The sequence below is a fragment of the Candidatus Latescibacter sp. IFSED24 genome (assembly GCF_058273205.1).
In genome coordinates this window covers 782,755-801,085 of the sequence record NZ_CM177850.1, presented here as the reverse complement: position 1 = coordinate 801,085, position 18,331 = coordinate 782,755, and the positions used below count along the sequence as shown (strand labels likewise).

Genomic DNA, 18,331 nt, shown 5'->3' with positions numbered 1-18,331 from the left:
TCAGTCTCCGAGAATGCCGGTGAAGGCGACCTGGGCCTCGCAATGCCGCGAGAAGAGGTCGCCGAAATGCGCGGTGTGGGCAGCGAGGTCGTCGAATGGATAGCGGCCGGTGGCCATGATCACCGCCAGGATGCGCTCGGTTCCGGTCGTCACGCAGGTGCGTGCGCTGTCGCTGGTGGGCGAGCCGAACCCACCTTGCTTGTCGAAGAGGCCGAGGCGTCCTGCCAGGTGCACCGGCCCCTTGCGGATCCCGGCATACTCCTCGCCCGTCTCGCCGACGCGCAGGACGATGTCGCCGGCGACCCGGTCCAGATCGTACATGCCGATGGGCAGCAGGTAGGAGAGGCTGGCCAGGTTGCAGCAGTCGACGGCATTGTTGAGCCGGTACAGGCCCTTGCCCGACAGCACCCGGCGCAACAGCGCCTCGCTGCTCGGCCGGTGGCGCGAGGGATCCATGCCGAAGCTCTTGTAGAGGTCGCGGGCCTCCTGCAGCCCGGCGATCTCGCTGGGCAGCTTGCCGGCATGCCTGGCGACCAGCTCGGCGGCCAGCGCCGCGGTCTCGGTCCAGACCGCAGGTTCTTCGCGGACCTGGATCCCGGCGAGCTGGATGACGCCGGCGCGGACCAGGCTCCGGGTGGAGTCGTGGAGGCTGACCTGGCGGCCGGCGGGCAGCGCGAGGCATGGGGCAGCGGCGGGATGGTTCAAGTGGCCTGGTCCTCCCTCTCCGGATCGGGGTGCGAGGCCGAACCAGGCGATGCCGGTCGGGCCCCCGGTGCCGTTGCTGGTGCGGCACCGGCGATGGATCGACAGGTCCCTTTCCTAGATGTCGTCTCCCCCGGCGTACCGACCCTCCTTGCCGTACATCTCCTCGTAGTAGCGACTGTACTCGCCGCTGCGGATCTTCTCCCACCACGCGCGGTTCTCGCGGTACCAGCGCACCGTCTGCTCGAGACCGCTGGGGAAATCATACGCGGGCTGCCAGCCCAGTTCGCTGCGGATCTTGTCGGCCACGATGGCGTAGCGCCGGTCATGCCCCGGCCGGTCCGGCACGAACTGGATGAGGGACTCCGGCCGGTCCAGCTTCTCCAGCAGCAGCTTGACCAGGTCGAGGTTCCGCCATTCGTTGGCCCCGCCCACGTTGTAGACCTCGCCCGCGCGACCGCCGCGCATCACCAGGTCGATGGCCGCGCAGTGGTCGGCGACATGGAGCCAGTCGCGCACGTTCTGGCCGTCACCGTAGACGGGCAGCGGCTTGTTCTCCAGCGCGTTGGCCAGCATCAGCGGGATCAGCTTCTCGGGGAACTGGTAGGGTCCGTAATTATTGCTGCAGCGCGTGATGCAGACGTCGAGGCCGAAGGTGTGGTGGTAGGCCCGGCAGAGCAGGTCGGCGGCGGCCTTGCTCGCGGCATACGGCGAGTTGGGCGCGAGGGGCGTCTGCTCGGTGAAACCGGGCGCATCGGCGGCCAGCGAACCGTAGACCTCGTCGGTCGACACCATCACGAAGCGCCCGAGTCCGTGGGCCAGCGCCGCCTGCAAGAGCACCTGGGTGCCCCGGGTGTTGGTGTCCAGAAACACGCCGGGAGCATCGAGCGAGCGGTCGACGTGGCTCTCGGCCGCGAAGTGAACCACGCAGTCGATCTGTTCGTCGGCCAGCAGGCGCGCCACCAGATCGGCATCGCGCACGTCGCCGCGCACGAAGCGATAGCGCGGATGGTCCTCCAGGCCAGCCAGGTTCTCCAGATTACCGGCATAGGTCAGGAGATCCAGGTTGACGATCCGGTCCTCGGAATGCTCCACGAGGTAATGGATGTGATTGCTGCCGATGAAGCCCGCTCCACCGGTGACCAGGATGTTCAACGCATACTCCTAATCGGTCTTGTTGGCGCCGCTCTCGGCCACCAGGGTGCTTGCCCGCAGCAGCGAGGGGAAGGTCCCGGCGTCGGTCCACCAGCCCTCGAGCTCGCTCCACTCGAGCTGGTCGCGATCGATGTACATGTTGTTGACGTCGGAGATCTCGAGCTCGCCGCGGTCGCTGGGCTTGAGCTGGGCGATCATCTCGAAGACCTGATGATCGTAGAAGTAGATGCCCGTCACCGCGAAATCCGAGCGGGGCATCTTGGGCTTCTCCTCGACCCGCACGATGCGCCCGTCCTCGAACACCGGCACACCGAAGCGCTGGGGATCGGACACCTTCTTGAGCAGGATCCGCGCTCCGCTCCGCTGCGCCCGGTAGGCCTCCACGGCGCCGCGGATGCTCCGCTCGACGATGTTGTCGCCCAGGATGACGGCGATCTTGCCGCCGTCGGCGAAATCCTCGGCGAGGCGCAGGGCGTCGGCGATGCCGCCCTCGCCTTCCTGATAGGTATAGTGCAGATCCTTGAGACCGAATTCCTTGCCGTTGCCCAGCAATTGCAGGAAATCCCCGGCGAAGCTGCCGCCGGTGACCAGCAGGACCTCGTCGATCCCGGCACTCACCAGGCAGCGCAACGGATAGTGGATCATGGGGCGGTCGTAGACCGGCAGCAGGTGCTTGTTGGTGATCTTGGTGCAGGGCAAGAGCCGCGACCCGAGGCCGCCAGCCAGGATGACGCCTTTCATGCCGGTTCCTTTCCTTCGGGGAGCGCCGCCAGGAGGGCGCGGACGCGGTCGGAGTCGACCACATCCCGGGTCTTCAACGAGGTGCCGACGATGTAACCGTCGGCCAGGCCGGCGTAGACCGGCAGGTTCTCCCGGGTCACGCCGCTGCCCAGGAGCAGCGGACAGTCGGGCAGGGCCGCGCGCAGGGTGGCGAGCTGCTGCGGATCGGCCGCTGCGCCGGTGGCCTCGCCCGAGATCACCAGGGCATCGGCCAGTCCCCGCAGCCGCAGGTCGCGCGCCTCGGCGGCGAGGTCGCGCACCGCCAGCGGGGCGGCGTGCTTGACCCGGATGTCGGCGAAGATGCCCACGTGATCGAGGCCGAGTTCGCGGCGCTTGCGGAGCGTCCGGTGCGCCTGGCCCAGGAGCGTGCCCTGGTCGGTGACCATGGCGCCGGTATGCACGTTGATCCTGATGAAACCGGCCCCCGTGGCAGCCGCCACCCCGAGCGCGGCCGCCGCATCGTTGCGCAGGACGTTCACGCCCAGGCGCACGTCGGGGCGCTGCCGGTGCAACTCGGCGACCACCACGGCGAGGGCCGCCACCGTCTCGGGCGGGACGCGATCGGGCCAGAAGGGGATGTCGTGGAAGTTCTCCACCATGACGGTGGTGATGCCGCCACGGGCCAGCGCCTCGAGGTCGGCGTGGGCCCGTGACAGCACGTCGTCGAGATCACCGGCATAACCGGGTGCACCTGGCAGCGACCGCAGGTGGATCATGCCGATGAACGGGGGGCTGCAGAGGCCCTGGAAGTCGTTGCGCGTCCACATGGTCGCCAATGATAACACCCGGCACGCCGCCGTGCATCCGGGTTTTCGGCGACCCTGTCCGCGGCCTACTTGACCAGGGCCAGGCGGGTGCTCTGCCGGATGCCGCCCGCTTCCAGGCGAGCCAGGTACACTCCGGCAGCCACGGCCCGTCCCCCGTGATCGCGCCCCTCCCAGCGGAACCGGTGGGGTCCGGCCGCGAGCTCGCCGTCGTGCACCACGGCCACCCGTCGGCCCGCCACATCGTAGATCGTCAACCGGACGTCCGTGGCCACGGCCAGCTCCAGCTCCAGGTTGGTGCCCGGATTGAAGGGATTGGGATAGGCGGGCAGGAGTCGGGTGACACTGGGCAGTTCCACGGGTCCCGTACCGCCGGAGGCCGGCTGCTCCACCGCCAGGATCTGGTCCGCCGCCACCTCGCGGATCACCTGACGCTGACCGCTGGGCCACAGGATCACCAGGCTGTCGGCCTGGGTGGCCGCCCCGAGCCCGAAATGGATCCGGCGCGCGATGCCCGACGGTCCGCCGCGAGCAGCCACTTGCCGCAGCTGGTACTGATCGCCGAGATGCAGCTGCAGGACAGCCCCCACGGGTTCGCACAGGGTCCCCCGGCCCTCGGGGTCGACCTGGAGCCAGTGCCCGCGGTTCATGGTGTTGTGCAGGAGCATGGTGGGCGCGCCATCGCGATCGATGGCCAGATCGAGGCCGCCATCGCCATCGAGGTCGCCGGCCATCGCCGCGACGGAAGGACCGTCGAGTTCGGTCAGGAGCAGGGGCGCCTCTTGCCATTCCCCATCCCCGTCGTTCATGAGCAGGCGATCGGGTTGCTGGTAGCGGGCGAGGTAGAGGTCCAGATCCCCGTCGTTGTCGAAATCGCCCCAGACCACGTCCCGGCCCGAGCCGGTGGTGCTGGTATTGTCACCCGCCTCCATGACGAAGGTGCCGTTGTACTGGGTGAAGAGCACGTCGGAAGCACCGTCCTGGACGGTGTACAGATCGAAATCCCCGTCGTTGTCGTAATCGCCCCAGGCGGCGGAACCGCCGCGCCATGGCTGCCCCAGTCCGCCGTGGGTCGCATTGACGAAGCGAATGGGCAGGCGATTGTGGGCCAGCACGTTGTCGCCGTAGAGGTTGACGGTGTAGAGGTCGAGCAGGCCGTTGCTGTCGTAATCGCACCAGGCGGAGCAGACGCTGCGGGCGAAGCTGAGGCTGGGCAGGATGTCCTGGACGATGTATTCCCCCAGCAGCGGTCCGGACTTGTCGGGAGCACGCAGGAGCACGTTCGGTTGTCCATCGCGCACCAGGTGCAGATCCAGGCGGCCATCATCGTCGTAGTCGACCCAGATCGCGGCCTGCGTCCCCTCCAGCCCGGAGGGCGCCTCCTCGGCCGCGGCCGCGAAGATGCCGGGCTCGGTCTGCCGCAGCAGCAGACCGGGCTGGTCGCGCAGGACCACGTAGAGATCCCGGTCACCGTCACCATCCACGTCGGCCCAGGTCGCAGCCACCGTCGGCGAGGTTCCGGACAGGGCCGACGGGGTGGCCTCGGTGAACTGCCACCCGCCCTCGTTGCGCAGCAGCAGGTCGGCCTCGTTCTCGCGGCAGAGGAAGAGGTCGAGATCGCCATCCTCATCGTAATCGGCCAGGTGACCGCCGCGGCCGGTCACGGGTTGGGCCAGCACGGGCACGTCGGTCATGGTGAAGGGGGGATGGCTGTAGGTCCCCGACACCTCGGGCACCGGGCCAGCCTCGGGCACGAGCACCGTGGCCGCCGGCGGTGCCAGCCAGCCCGGCACCGGACGCCAGGAGACCACGTAGCTGCCTTCCGCCGGCACGTGCACCAGCCGGGTGCCCCGGCCGAGCTTGACATAGCCGTCGGCGCCGGAGATCTGCCAGGGCGCATCGAGGGCCTCGGGCTCGGAATAGACCTGCAACGGCAGGATGCCGATGCCGTCGCGGAAGTCGAAGGTCATGGTGTCGCCGGGCGCGCTGATGTTGTCGAGGTAGAGGTCGGCGAATTGCTGCCGCCACCAGCGAGCCTCCGGCCAGGTATGCGGGCCGAAGCTGGTGAACTCGGGAGCGCCGAAGAGGTCGGTGTCGTCGCCCCAGTTGGCATCGTTCTCGAGATCGTAATTCCCGTCGGCCTGGACCAGGCTGACCATGTAGTGGAAGTCGGGCAGCATCTCCTCGCGATTGTTGTCCCCACGCCAGTCGACGTGGTAGACCGCCAGCCCCTCGTCGGTCATCAGCAGATCGCGCCCGCTTCGTTGCCGGTTCTCCATCATGTAGAACTCGCTCTCCACCGAGGGATGCGGCACGATGAAGACGTGGTTGCCCGTGACGGGCGCCACCTGGTCGGGCATGAAGCCGTCCAGCAGCTGGGTCTGGGTCCAGCCGGAACTGTATTTCAGGGGCCCGCACGGCTGCAGCGGATTGCGATAGGCCGCAGGGTTGCTCATGAGGCAGAACAGCCCGACACCCCAGGAATCGCCACCGGTGTCGTAGAGGTCGGGCCACTGGCAGAGCGCATGCCCGATCTCGTGGCAGGCCACGCCCAGGGTCAGCTCGTCGCGCATGGGGGCGATGTGCCATTGCCGCACCAGCACGCCATCGGCGTGGAAGCCCGTCTCACCGGCCTGCGGCCAGAGACCGACACCCCAGCTCCAGCGCGGCTCTCCGGCGTAGAACACGCCCACGAGGTCGACGTAGCCGTCGCCGTTGGCGTCGTACTCGCTGAAGTCGAAACCCTGTCGCTCGAGCTCGTTGAGCGCTTCATCCACCAGCAGCCGCGCCCGCCAGCCCATGGAATAGGACGGATCCTCGTACCAGGTCTTGGGGTGGGCAGCACGATAATAGTACGGCGTGACGTAATGGGTCAGGTCGAGGTTGCCGGCGGAGATGTCGCGATAGTAATCGCGCACCGAGCCGTTGTTCCCGCCCACGCTGTAGCCCAGCTGATTGAGGAAGTCCTCGATCTCGGTGGGATCGAAAACCGCAGTTTCGTCGCCGAAATCCACGAGCAAGGCGATCCCGCGCACCTGCCCCGTCACCGCGGGGACCGGATAATCTGTCTTGTCGACGGCGCCATCGAACCGTCCTGCGGCCGCCCGACCGGCGGCCACCTTGGCCGCCACCACGTCCGCCGGCAGGCGTAGACCCCGTTCGAGACCGGCGGGGGCCGACTTGCCGGCCACGATGCCGGTGGAGACCAGGGACTCGCCCCCGGGTCCCAGCTCGGCATAGCAGATCCAGCCGGTGTCCGCCTCGCGGATCAGGGTATAACCCGCCTCGTCCTCCACCCGCTGGTGGTATTCGTCGCCCCAGACACGGACCGTCAAGTTCGTGCCGTCCGGTTGCGACAGGGTCTCGGTCTCACCGAAGATGGGAATGGCCTGGTTCACGCCTGGCAAGAAGATCACGCAGATGACCAGAGCCAGGGCGACCCTTCCGAATTGGGCGCGTCCGACCGTCATGGGCTGTCCTTGCTTTCTGGCGCCATCAGGGAGGGGCGCACGGTCCGTCTGGGGGATACCGGATCGTCAGCATGAGTTTACGGTCAGATTCGGGCCGAGGCAAGCCTGGCCGCCACTTATTTATATCTTTTTTGTCCACTTTTTGGCGAAGACGGCGGCGGGGGCCCGTCGAGCCCCCGCCTAGATCCAACGGTGTCAGGCGCTTACTTCACCAGAGTCAAGCGCCCGCTGAAGGGTCCATCCACCGTCTTCAGCCGGTAGAGATACGTCCCCGAGGCCACCGGTCGGCCCGTTGCGTCCCGCCCCTGCCAGGCGGCTTCGTGGGCGCCGGCCGGCAGGTTGTCGCTCACCAGCACCGCCACCCGGCGACCATCCAGGCCGTAGATCGCCAGCTCGACCGGACCGGGGCGGGCCAGATCGAAGGCGATGGTGGTGGCCGGATTGAAGGGGTTGGGATAGGCCCCACGCAGGCTGGTGGCCGCAGGCAGAACCTGGTCATCCACCGCCGTGGGATTGGGATCCTCGAAGATCACTTGCCGCTGGTCGACCGTCAGACCGGTCTGCACGGTCTGCGTGCCGCCCGGCCAGGTCACGATGACGCTGTCGACACTGGTCGCGGCGCCCAGACCGACATGGAGGATGCGGCTGGCCTGGCCCTGCCCATCGCCACCATGGACCTCGCGCAGGAAACTCCGACCACCCGCCACCACCCGCACCCGTGCGCCGACGGCGTCGCGGCCGGATTCGTCACCGCGCAGGTCGATGGCCACCCAGTGCCCGCGCTCCTCGATCTGGTTGTGCAGGATGACGTTCGCCGCCCCGGCGCGACCGATGTAGAGATCCACGCCCCCATCGTCATCGAGGTCCGCGCAGACCGCGGCCACGCAGTCGCCCAGGGTCTCGGCCAGCGCCACCGGAGTGCGCACGAAGTTGCCGGTGCCGTCACCGAAGAGCAACAGGTCGTCGACACCGTAACGCGCGACGTAGAGGTCGAGGTAGCCATCGTTGTCGAAGTCGGCGGCGGCCACCGAGCGTCCCGGACCGTTGTCGCTGACCACGGGCTGTATCACCTGCTGGAAATAGGAACCCATGTTGAAGAAGAACGCATCGGGCTGGCCGTCATTGACCAGGTAGAGATCCCAGCTCCCGTTGTTGTCGAAATCGCCCCAGACCGCGTCGGAACCGCTGCCGATGTTGGCCAGCGCGATCGAGCCGGCATCCTCGAACATGGTGCCGTCGTAGCTGCGCACCAGCATGTTGGCCGCCATGTCATTCACCAGGTAGACATCGCGGTCGCCGTCGAGGTCGTAGTCGCACCAGATCGCCGACCGGCCGGGACCGTCCTGAGCGAGCACGCCGCTCGATGAGCTGACCAGCAGATGATGATCCCCGCTGGCGGGACCATAGTTCTTGAACATGACATTGCCGCTGCCGCTCTGGACCAGGTAGAGGTCGAGGTAACCGTCCTGGTCCACGTCGCACCACGCGGCGTCCTGGCCCGAACCGGCGTCATCGAGGCCGTAGTTCAGGGCGGTGACATCGATGAAGCCGCCGTCTTCCTGCTCGAAGAGGCGATTGGCCTCGCCGTCGCGCACGAGGTAGAGATCACGGTCGCCGTCGTCGTCGAAATCGCTCCAGGCGGCGGCCCGACCGGCGCCAGTGTCGGCCAGCTCGGCGGGTGTGATGTCGGTGAAGACCAGTCCGCCGTCGTTGCGCAGGAGCAGGTCGGCGGCACCGGCATTGACCACGTGCAGATCGTCGTCACCATCACCGTCGACATCGACCAGGGCTACCGCAGCGGCGGGGCCGGCGTCGCTTGCCGGTCCGGCCTCGGCCAGGACGAACGGCGGATTGGTGTAGTAGCCGGTGATCACCGCGGGTTCGCCGTTCTCGGCCACCGCCACGGTCACGCTGAGGGGATCGGGTTCGGTCCAGCCGGGCACATCGCCCCAGGTGAGCGTGTAGTCGCCCTCGTCCCAGACCAGCACCGAGCGGAAACCCTCGCCGCTCAGCTCGTAGTCGTTGGGACCGATCAGCGTCCAGGGCGCCACCAGCTCGGCCGGCTGAGGATCCACGTTCACGGCCATGGTGCCCAGCGCTTCGCGGTAGTTGAAGGTGATGATCTCGCCGGGAACGCTCACGCCGTCGATGTACAGCGGCGCCTCGCGGCCGTCCCACCACAGCGCCGCAGGGATGGTCGTGGGCGTGAATTCGGTGTACCTGGGCGCGCACCAGAGGTCATCGGGGTCGCCGTTGTTGTTGCCTTGCTCCAGGTCCCAGAGGCCGTCGGCCTGCACGAGGGTGACCAGGTAGTGGAGCGTGGGCGTCTGCTGCTCGTTGTTGTTGCTGCCGAACTCGTCGACGTGCCAGATGGCCATGCCCTCGTCGGGAATCGCGTAGTCGCGACCGCTCTGGATCCGGTTCTCCATCAGGTAGTACTCGTTGGGCTCGCCCTCGTACGGCACCTTGAAGACGTTCATGGCGTCGTGCGAGACCTCCAGCCCGCCCTGCAGGCCTTCCAGCACCACGGGCTCGACCCAGCCGGCATCGGCGCGCAGGTACGCGCATGGACGCACCGGATTGGTGCCCGGACCGCTGCTGCACATGAGGCAGAAACCGCCGACGCCGCTGGACTCGTGGCCATAGTCGTAGAGGTCGGGCCAGAACATGATCATGTGGCCGTTCTCGTGGCAGAAGGTCGACAGGCGCAGGCTGCTGCCGATGTTGGTGATCTGGTAGCGGTAGGAGGAGACCCCATCGGCGAAGAAGTTGATCACGCTCGAATGCGGCCACAGGCCCACCGACCAGCCGCCGGTGGGCGATCCGGCGTAGAACACGTTGATGGCGTCGATGAAGCCGTCCCCGTTGGCGTCGTACTGGCTGAAGTCGTGCCCCTGGGCGTCCAGCGCGTTGAGCGCCCAGCTCACCAGCTGCCTCGCCCGCTGGCCGTACTGGATGCTGGGATCCTCGTAGTAGGTCTTGGGCTGGGGAGCCCGGAGGTAGGCGTCGGGGACCCAGTTGTTGTAGGTGAGGGCCCCGCCGGAGACATCGTGGAAGTAATCACGTACCGAACCATTGTTGTTGTAGCCGTTGTAGCCAGGCAGGTTCAGGTAGTCGTCGAAATCGGCAGCGGGCACCGTGCCGGGCTCGTCGGAGAAGTCGATGATCAGCGTCAGGCCGAGGACGTTGCCCAGGCTCGATGGCTGGGGGTCGCGATCCTTCTCCGCGAGCAGCGCCTGCTCCTCGGCCAGGAACTCGTTGCGCACCTTCCAGGCGGCGGCCGACCGCGCTGCGGTGGTCAGCCGCAAGCCCCGGGCGAGTCCCGCCGGAGCGGGCTGATCCGCGGAGATGCCGGTGGATTCGAACCGGTCGCCGGCGGCCGAGAGCCTGGCGTAGCAGATCACGCCAGTGGCGTCATCGCGCACCAGGGTGTAGCCGTCCAGGCTCTCCACGCGCTGGTAGAACTCATCGCCCCAGACCCTGACGTCCACCGTCGAGCCATCCGGCTGACCGAGACTGAACCGGTCGCCGTCGTGGGGAGCGGCCAGGCCACTGCTGGCGATCAGCAGGGCACCCAAGACCAGGAGCAGGGAAATGGAACGACACCGCGAACAGGAACGGTACATCATGATTGCTGACCTCGCCGATTTGGCATGGTGGCAGAGTGACCCAAGCTAGCAATTTGATCATTTATTATACGTCAGACCGACGTGAAGATCAACCGGTCTAAGCAAGAAACATGCAATTATGGCGAAAATTGAGCACCGATGGTCAGGTCAAGGAATCGGGAGACATCACGAGACACGCTGGGCTTTTTTGAGTTATTGTAATTGCCGACATTGGGTCATCCCGACTGCTCGTGGGCAGCCTCTCCGGCCTCATCCTCGTTCGGAATCTCGAAGTGGTGCCGGCAACGTGCCTCGTACATGCCCGTGGCGCCCACCTGGATCTGGTCACGGCTGCGGGTCAACCGCTGGGTGAATCCCGCCGGATCGCCGCAGACCATGCAGATGGCCAGCTGCTTCGTCAAGTATTCGGCGCGGCACATCAGGTCGGGCATGGGCCCGAAGGGCTGGCCGCGATAATCGAGGTCGAGGCCGGCCACGATGATCCGCTTGCCCTGGTTCGCCAGCTTGTCGCAGACCGCCACCAGCCCGGAACCGAAGAACTGGGCCTCGTCCACGGCCACCACCTCGGTCCGATCCGCCACGCGTTCGAGGATCTCCTCGGGATCCTCGATGGCCAGCGAGGGCAGGGTCTGCTGGCTGTGGCTGACGATGCTGGCGGAATCGTAGCGGGCATCGATGGCGTGCTTGAAGATCTGGACCCGCTGGCGCGCGATCTCGGCCCGGCGGATGCGTCGGATCAATTCCTCGCTCTTGCCCGAGAACATGGGTCCGCAGATGATCTCGATCCAACCTGTCTTGCCCTTGACGATCTGCATCAACGTTGCCACCTCGTGGTCTGGATTGACTGGGGGTGGACAACCTTAACGTGTTCGGGCCTGCAGATCAACGCTCGTGGACCAACGCCGCTCCGGTTCTGCTTCCCAAGGACCGTCGGCTGTGCTAGGATGCTCTCCGGTTACCGCGCGTTCCCACGACCCCCGCCCGATCAGCGAGCGGGGGTCGTGTTGCGTGTCGGGCCAGCATCGTGATCAGGAGAAGAGGCTCGCATCGATGCTCAGATCGCGGGCCTGATTGCGGAGGCGATGGAACAGGTCGCTGGCGATGCCCAGGGCGGGCGCCGCGCGGCTGTGGTCGAAATGCAGATCCTCGGTATCCGGGTCGACGCTGCCGGTGCAGGCTGCCACCTCCTCGCCCAGCGCGATCATGCCGGCCAGCTCGCGGCACTGGATGTCGGGATGGTCCAGCCGATGGTGCCAGCGCACACCCTGCTCCAGTTCCTCGCTGAGGTTCCACTCCTTGATGAGCAGGGCCCCCAGATCACCGTGGTCGAAGCCCAGCAGCTCCTGCTCCACGACGTGGTAGGGCAGTCCCTCCTCCGCCGAGATGGTCAGGACCTGCTGGAAGAGCTCGGGCTGGCTGCGCGCCAGGACCAGCTGGCCGATATTCTGCATCAGGCCGCCGATGAACACGGTCTCGGGTTCGGCGCGCCGCAGCGCCTGGGCCACGATCTGCGACGCCATGGCCGACAGCACCGACTGCCGCCAGATCTTGTGGAAGAGCAGCCCTGCGCCCGCACCCAGGAACACGGACTTGGTCGCCGTCACCAGGGTCCAGTTGCGGATGGTGACATAGCCTAGCCGGACGATGGCCTCGCTCACCGTGTTGATCTCACGGACGGCTCCGTAGAACGGACTGTTGGCGATGCGCAGGATCTTGGCGGTGAGCGCCTGGTCCATGGCCACGGCCTTCTCCAGCCGCGTGGCGGTCGTGCGCGGATCCTCGATCACCGACAGGATGTGCAGGGCGGCCTTGGGCATGGCGGGCAGATCCCCGCTCTGGTGGAGGATCTCCGCCGGATCGCGGGGAGCGCTCGACGGTCCCGCCAGGTCGGCCGGTTTCGGCTCGGCGTGGAGCGGCCCGCCGAGAACGGCATCTTCCCAGGCCTGGACGATGGCGTCCGCCTCGGCCTGGGCCTGGCTGGCGCGCAGCGCCGCCAGCGGCAGTTGCATGGCCATGGGCTCGGGATCGGCCGGGGAATCGGCCACGTCCGCCGGCAGCGGCGTATCGGGAAGCTTGTTCATGGTAGGCTCGTCCTCATCGCCCTGGTGAATCCATTCGAGTTGCACGTCGACCTCATCGGCCGGGTACCGCGGGGCGGCCTCACGCCGGCCCAGGCTCGGCGCCTGAGATTCGGCCTGCTGTTGATGACGGCTGCGACGGCGATGCAGCTCGGTCTTGAGCAGGGCCGCCACCTGGCCCTCCCCGGTCAGTTCACCCTTCTGGAGCAAGCGCAGCCGGTCCACCGCGTGGCGGGCCAGGAACTCGGCCACCGTCAGCGCTGCCTCGGTGGTGGTATCGCCGTCGAGATAGACGTACGTCGACCAGCGGTCGCGTGCCGGCAAGGGCAGCACCACGATACGCCGATCCCGGGTGCCCCGGCCGAGCAGCAGCGTCAGATCGAGAGGGAAGGCCTTCACTGGCACGGGGCCGGCATAGACCTGACGCTCCCGACCAACCACCGCGAAGAGGTCGTCATCCTCCACCGGGATGGGCGCCTTGCCATCGGGGCGGCGCTGCTTGGCCTCCTGAGGTAGGGAGACGTTCCGTTCGGCACAGACCTGCAGCCCGCTACGCCACCGCTTCAGCACTAGCATGCGCAGGCCGGCGCGGGCGGCGTAGCGGGCGAAGAAATTGGGGAAGTCGCTGGCCTGGGTCAGGCTGTCCAGCTGGGCCAGGCCAGCCCGCAGCTGCACGAGGGCGTCCCCGCCGAGGCTGGGTGCCTGCTCCTGGGCGACCGCAGCAGGGGCCTCGTCCGTGCTGTCCTTGAGCTCACGGACCCGGTCCTTGAGGCGTCCCAGGGTGTCCAGGATCTTGTGGATATCGTTGTTCTGGCCCGACACGACCGTCCCTCGCGCTGAAACATCGAACCATTCGCTGCCCCAGGAATCGGCAGATGGACCAGAGGATTTGACAGTTTTTTGTACTGGAACTTACCTTTCGTCACTCAGCTCGCCCCGGAACCACCCCCCACCGGCCCCTATTGCCGGGAGGAAGCATGCACGTGCGCATCACCAAGGCCTTCGCCTTCGACGCCGCTCACCATCTGCCCCACGTTCCCGCAGGGCACAAGTGCGGCCGGCTGCATGGACACAGCTACCGGGTCGTCCTGGGACTGGAAGGACCGCTGCACCCCGAACTGGGCTGGGTCCAGGACTATGGCGAGGTGAAGACGGCCTTCGCACCCCTGCTCGAACGCTTCGACCACCAGAACCTCAACGAACTGCCGGGGCTGGAGAACCCCACCGCCGAGATGCTGGCCATCTACATCTTCAACGAATTGAAGCCGGAACTGCCGCTGCTTGTCGACGTCACGGTCTGCGAGAGCCCCACCGCCGAGGCCGTCTACCGTCCCTGAATCCGGATCGGCTCGAGGACGCCGGCCGGCACCCAGCCGACCCAGTCGCCGCCCAGCCCGATCCGCACCCAGCCCTCGCGTTCACCCCGCATCACCAGGGTCAGACCGTCGTGGACACGGAAGACCACGGGGAAGCTGGTGGCCGGACCGCTGCGCACCTCCACCTCCTCGGCGATCACGACCGCGGTGTCCCGCACCTGCTCCTCGTACCAGCGCGTGCTGGCGACCACGCCGACCAGCAGGGTCACCGCTCCCAGCAGGATCAGGGCCCGCCGGGTGCTGGTGGCCAGGTAGCCACGCCGCCAGGACCAGGCCACCAGCGCCGCGGTCAGCCAGGACAGCACCGCCAGCACCATGGACCATTCGTCGAGCGAGAGCATGTGCGCCAGTCCATCGAGCTGCTGGATCACCGGCGGCAGCGCTCCCCCGGCGAGCTCGAGATCCCGGGTGTGCGAACGAACCCAGCTCAGGTTGGTGCGCACGTCCGCATCGCGCGGATCGCGACGCTGGGCGCGCAGGTAGCTGGCGATGGCCCGCCCCAGCTCGCCGCTGCGCGCATGGGCGTTGCCGAGGTTGTAGTGGAGGATCGCATCGTCGGCGCCCTGGCGGCGGGCTTCCCGGTAGCGGGCGATGGCCGTATCGAGATCGCCGTCGGTATAGGCCTGATTCCCCTCGGCCAGCAGGCGGGCCGGATCCACGCCGGGAGCCGCGGCCACGGCCGGCGGGATGTCCTGGGCCGGCAGCGGGGTCGCCAGCAGACCGGACCCGAGGCACAGCACCGCCAGCACCGCACCGGTCGCCCCGACACCGCCGGCGCGGGAGCGCTGCCGGATCAGCGCGGCAAGCAGGGTCCGCACCTCCACCGCCGCAGCCGCCACGTCGAGGGCGGCGCCGCCCCCGAACCGGGTCTGGTCGCACGCGTCCAGGATCGCCGCCAGCGCCTCGCCGCGCGAGCGGTCCCCGCGCTCGACGGCCCAGTCCAGCACATCGGCCGCGGTCAAGCCGGCGGCCGGACGACCGGTGCTGTCGGCCACGTAGCCCACCACCACACGGGCCAGATCCTCGGCCTCGCCACCGCCAGCCAGACGCTGCAAGGCCTTCTGGGTACGCGGCCAGGCGGTTCGCCGGCGCAGTCCCTCGGGATCGCGGCGATCGGCTGCCACACGGCGCAGGTGGACCCGGTAGAACCCGAGCAGACACCAGGGCATGAGCAGCACCGCCCACCAGAGAGGCTGACCGCCCAGCGGAGTCGACCCGCGTCGGAGCGGTCCGCTGGCGGCGTGGATGAAGGCCAGGTCGCGCCCGAGCCGGGCGATCTCGGTGCGGCGGAAACCAGACGGGTCGTCGCCCACGGCGGGCAGGTCGCTCGGCGTGATGATCAGCAACGGGGAGGGGGCGTTGGCGATGGCGTAGCGACCGGACTCGGTGTCGAAATAGACCACGGCCAGCGGCGGCAAGGTCAGGGAGCCCTCCGCGGTGGGGACCACCGCCTTCTCCTGGCGGAAGACCGCCCGGTAACGTGGTCCGGTCACATCCTCACGCAGATCCTCGGCGGCATCATGGATCTGAAGACCCGGCGGTTCGGGCAGCTCGAGCCCCTCGTAGCTCTTGAGGAAGCCGTCGGCCGCCACTTCCAGGGTGAGACCCACCGGTTCGCCACGGGGCACGGTGTCCCGGTCCACGGCGGCGGTGAAATCCAGCCGGCTGGCGACGATGCCGCTGAAACCCGCCGGTCGCGGCAACGGCAGATCCCGGACGGTGACCCGGATGGGATCGGTCACCAGGTTCCGGGGACCGCGACCCCGGCGCCCGAAGAGCCGTTCGAAGGGATCGCCGGCGATGGTCACCTTGGCCGGCTCGATGGTCATCGCGCCCGACTGGGTGGGAAAGAGCGCGTAGCGGATCTCGGTGACGTCGTAGACGTGGCCGGCGATGGAGCGACGGTAGTTGCGTTCGGGCGGCAGATCGACCCGCCAGAAACCCTCGGTGCGTGGCGGCGAGTAGGACGGACGGTCCCAGGAACTGGAACGACGGTGATAGCGGAACACCAGCACGACCTGTTCCCCCACCCAGACGTCGTCGTCGTCCACGGTCATGGTGACGAAGAAAGGATCACCGGGACGGCCGGCAGCCGGGCCGGATCCTTCAGGCACCACGGGTTCGGCGGCATCGGTGGGCGGCGCCGGCGCCGGCCGGCCACCGGTCTGATCGGGATTCACCGTTCCGGCCACCACCTCGATGGCGATGGGCTCGGTGGCGCAGGTCTCGCCGCCAGCGGTGAAGGTCACCGCCGGGATTTCGAAATCACTGCCGCGGTCCACGCGCAGGTAGTAGGTAGCCGAGACCGAGAGCCGTTGCCCGCTGGCATCCATGCTGAACTGCTGGCTGGTCCCCCCGGACACCACCTGGACACCCTCGATTCGCGGCTCCTGGTGCCGGGGCTGGCGGTTCAGGTCGCCCTCGGCGTTGAGGATCAGGACGACCTGTCCGCCCTGGACCACCTTAGCTCGGTCGACCTCGGCCCAGCAGCGCAAGCTCGCCCAGGCCGGCCCGGCCAGGGTGGCCATCACCAGGGTCGCCAGCAGGACAGCATGCCATCGTCGTTCACTACGGTTGCGCATCACCACCGCTTCCCGCTCTTGGTGTTCCCGCCGTGCAGCCGCCGCTGCACCGAACGCTTGAGTTCCTGCTCGTCACGATCCAGGGCCTTCAGCATCTGCAGGGCCTGTTCCCGATCCAGTTCCTCCTGGCTGGGTTGTTCCTGCTCATGCTGCTCCTGCTGCTCCTGCTGCTCCTGCTGCTCCTGCTGTTCCTGCTGGTCCTGCTGTTCCTGCTGGTCTTGCTGTTCCTGCTGGTCTTGCTGGTCTTGCTGGTCTTGTTGCTCCTGCTGTTCCTGCTGGTCCTGCTGCTGTTCTTGTTCTTGTTCCTGCTCTTGGTCCTGCTGCTGTTGCTGCTGTTGCTGTTGCATCATCTGCAACGCCGCTTCCAGGTTCCAGAGCGCATCCTCGCGTTGGGGTTCGAGGCGCAGACTCTCGCGCAGGTGGTCCATGGCCGCCTGGGCGTCGCCCTGGGCCAGGGCGTTGGTCCCGGCGTTGTAGAGGCTCTCGGCCACCAGAGAGGGCTCGGTGGCGAGCTGACGGGCGCGTGTGAACTCGCGATCGGCCTCCTCGAAGCGTTCGAGGCGGAACAGGGCCTCGCCCACGGCCAGGGCCAGCCGCGGGTCCTCCGGATCCAGGGCCCGGGCCGTCTCGAACTCCTGCAAGGCGTCCTCGTAGCGGCCCTCCACGTAGGCACGGCGGCCGCGATCGGCGGCGGCCGCACCGGCTGGCCGCACGACCTCGGCCTCGGCGCGCCCGACCCCGAAGGACAGGACCAGCCAGAGCGCCAGCGAGGCCGTACCCGCCAGGCGGCGGGGACGGATCACCAGCGCCAGCAGGAGACTGAAGATCGCCAGCGTCAGGGGCCAGTGGTAGCGGTCCTGCCAGGCGGTGATCTGACGCTGCTCGAAATCGCGCTGACCGAGCCGCTCGAGCACGGTGCGCAGCCGTTCGCCGGCCAGGCCATCGAGCCCCACGCGGAAGGTGGATCCGCCGCCCATGGCCGCCAGGCGTTCCAGCGAGGCCAGGTCGATCCGCGAGAGGACCAGCTGGCCTTCCTCGTCCTTCAGAAAACCGTCCGGGTTCCCCTGGGCGTCGGTCATGGGAATCAGGCCACCCGTCTCCTCACCGATACCCACCGGGATCACGCTGATCCCCTCACGGCGGCACGCCTGGGCTGCTTGCTCCCAGTCGCCCTCGAGATCCTCGCCGTCGGTCACCAGGAGGATGGCCTGGAAATCGGCCGGACCACCCGGATCGCGTCCCGTGAGCAGCAGGTCGCGGCTGACCTCGAGGGCCGTGGCCAGCGCGGTGCCCTGGGCGGAGATCATGTCGGGTGCCGCCATCTGCAGGAAGATCTCGGCCGTGCCGAAGTCGGCCGTCAGGGGACACTGGACGAAGGCCGCTCCGGCGAAGAGGACCAGGCCGATGCGGCTGTCCTCCTGGCGCCGCAGGAAGCTGGTCAGTTCGGCCTTCGCCCGCTCCAGGCGGTTGGGCGCCACATCCTCGGCCAGCATGGAATTGGAGATATCCAGGGCGATGACCACATCGCGACCGCGCTGGGTGACGGTGACCTCGCTGGCCCCCCACTGCGGTCGGGCCAGCGCCAGGACCAGCCAGAAGACCGACGCCAGGAAGAGGAATCGCTGCCAGCTGCGCACCCGGGGATTCCAGCCCTCGCGATGCGCGGCGGCCCGCTCGCCCAGGAGATCCCTGGCCCGGGCCTGCGCACGGCGGTCGGCGGCCTTGACCGCCAGCCAGAGCAGCGGCGGCAGGACCAGTCCCACGAGCCAGATGCCGGCGGCGAAATGCATGCGTC

The 18,331-nt window shown here is 67.9% G+C and carries 11 protein-coding genes; 1 reads left to right on the top strand and 10 read right to left on the bottom strand.

The window, feature by feature from the left end; translation table 11 throughout:
* The 8 genes from IFSED24_RS03175 to IFSED24_RS03140 all read right to left on the bottom strand — a co-directional run bounded on the left by IFSED24_RS03175 (position 1) and on the right by IFSED24_RS03140 (position 13,400).
* Positions 1-705 (bottom strand): B3/B4 domain-containing protein, encoded by a 705-nt coding sequence (locus tag IFSED24_RS03175; protein ID WP_491333773.1) that lies wholly within the window; start codon positions 703-705, stop codon positions 1-3.
* 114 nt (positions 706-819) lie between these two features.
* Positions 820-1,857, bottom strand: coding sequence for a dTDP-glucose 4,6-dehydratase (gene rfbB, locus IFSED24_RS03170; RefSeq protein WP_491333772.1), 1,038 nt, complete (start codon positions 1,855-1,857; stop codon positions 820-822).
* 9 nt (positions 1,858-1,866) lie between these two features.
* Positions 1,867-2,598 (bottom strand): sugar phosphate nucleotidyltransferase, encoded by a 732-nt coding sequence (locus tag IFSED24_RS03165; RefSeq protein WP_491333771.1) that lies wholly within the window; start codon positions 2,596-2,598, stop codon positions 1,867-1,869.
* A complete protein-coding gene (locus IFSED24_RS03160; protein ID WP_491333770.1) occupies positions 2,595-3,404 on the bottom strand; it encodes a BtpA/SgcQ family protein in 810 nt (269 codons plus the stop codon). Before IFSED24_RS03160 ends, IFSED24_RS03165 begins: the two co-directional genes overlap by 4 nt.
* A 65-nt stretch (positions 3,405-3,469) precedes the next feature.
* On the bottom strand, positions 3,470-6,871 hold the full coding sequence (locus IFSED24_RS03155) for a M6 family metalloprotease domain-containing protein (RefSeq protein WP_491333769.1): 3,402 nt from the start codon (positions 6,869-6,871) through the stop codon (positions 3,470-3,472).
* A 203-nt stretch (positions 6,872-7,074) separates the two neighbouring features.
* Positions 7,075-10,500: a M6 family metalloprotease domain-containing protein gene (locus IFSED24_RS03150; protein ID WP_491333768.1), complete on the bottom strand. Its 3,426-nt coding sequence runs from the start codon at positions 10,498-10,500 to the stop codon at positions 7,075-7,077.
* 215 nt (positions 10,501-10,715) lie between these two features.
* Positions 10,716-11,315, bottom strand: a complete 600-nt coding sequence (locus IFSED24_RS03145; RefSeq protein ID WP_491333767.1) for a thymidine kinase — start codon at positions 11,313-11,315, stop codon at positions 10,716-10,718.
* 213 nt (positions 11,316-11,528) lie between these two features.
* Entirely contained in the window at positions 11,529-13,400 is a 1,872-nt protein-coding gene (locus tag IFSED24_RS03140; protein WP_491333766.1) for an HDOD domain-containing protein, read from the bottom strand.
* 155 nt (positions 13,401-13,555) lie between these two features.
* Here IFSED24_RS03140 and queD point away from each other — a divergent pair, with 155 nt between their 5' ends.
* Positions 13,556-13,915: a 6-carboxytetrahydropterin synthase QueD gene (gene queD, locus IFSED24_RS03135; protein ID WP_491333765.1), complete on the top strand. Its 360-nt coding sequence runs from the start codon at positions 13,556-13,558 to the stop codon at positions 13,913-13,915.
* Here the strand turns inward: queD and IFSED24_RS03130 are convergent.
* Together IFSED24_RS03130 and IFSED24_RS03125 are read right to left on the bottom strand one after the other, a co-directional pair.
* Positions 13,903-16,536, bottom strand: a complete 2,634-nt coding sequence (locus IFSED24_RS03130; RefSeq protein ID WP_491333764.1) for a BatD family protein — start codon at positions 16,534-16,536, stop codon at positions 13,903-13,905. The genes queD and IFSED24_RS03130 overlap by 13 nt on opposite strands.
* Positions 16,536-18,326 (bottom strand): VWA domain-containing protein, encoded by a 1,791-nt coding sequence (locus IFSED24_RS03125; RefSeq protein ID WP_491333763.1) that lies wholly within the window; start codon positions 18,324-18,326, stop codon positions 16,536-16,538. The genes IFSED24_RS03130 and IFSED24_RS03125 overlap by 1 nt, the downstream gene beginning before the upstream one ends.
* Positions 18,327-18,331: the final 5 nt, after the last annotated feature.

Excerpts from the sequence above, each read along its gene's own strand:
- IFSED24_RS03165 (WP_491333771.1), bottom strand. The coding sequence starts at position 2,598 with ATGAAAGGCGTCATCCTGGCTGGCGGCCTCGGGTCGCGGCTCTTGCCC.
- IFSED24_RS03145 (WP_491333767.1), bottom strand. The coding sequence starts at position 11,315 with ATGCAGATCGTCAAGGGCAAGACAGGTTGGATCGAGATCATCTGCGGA.
- queD (WP_491333765.1), top strand. The coding sequence starts at position 13,556 with ATGCACGTGCGCATCACCAAGGCCTTCGCCTTCGACGCCGCTCACCAT.
- IFSED24_RS03150 (WP_491333768.1), bottom strand. The coding sequence starts at position 10,500 with ATGATGTACCGTTCCTGTTCGCGGTGTCGTTCCATTTCCCTGCTCCTG.
- IFSED24_RS03160 (WP_491333770.1), bottom strand. The coding sequence starts at position 3,404 with ATGTGGACGCGCAACGACTTCCAGGGCCTCTGCAGCCCCCCGTTCATC.
- IFSED24_RS03130 (WP_491333764.1), bottom strand. The coding sequence starts at position 16,536 with ATGCGCAACCGTAGTGAACGACGATGGCATGCTGTCCTGCTGGCGACC.
- IFSED24_RS03155 (WP_491333769.1), bottom strand. The coding sequence starts at position 6,871 with ATGACGGTCGGACGCGCCCAATTCGGAAGGGTCGCCCTGGCTCTGGTC.
- IFSED24_RS03125 (WP_491333763.1), bottom strand. The coding sequence starts at position 18,326 with ATGCATTTCGCCGCCGGCATCTGGCTCGTGGGACTGGTCCTGCCGCCG.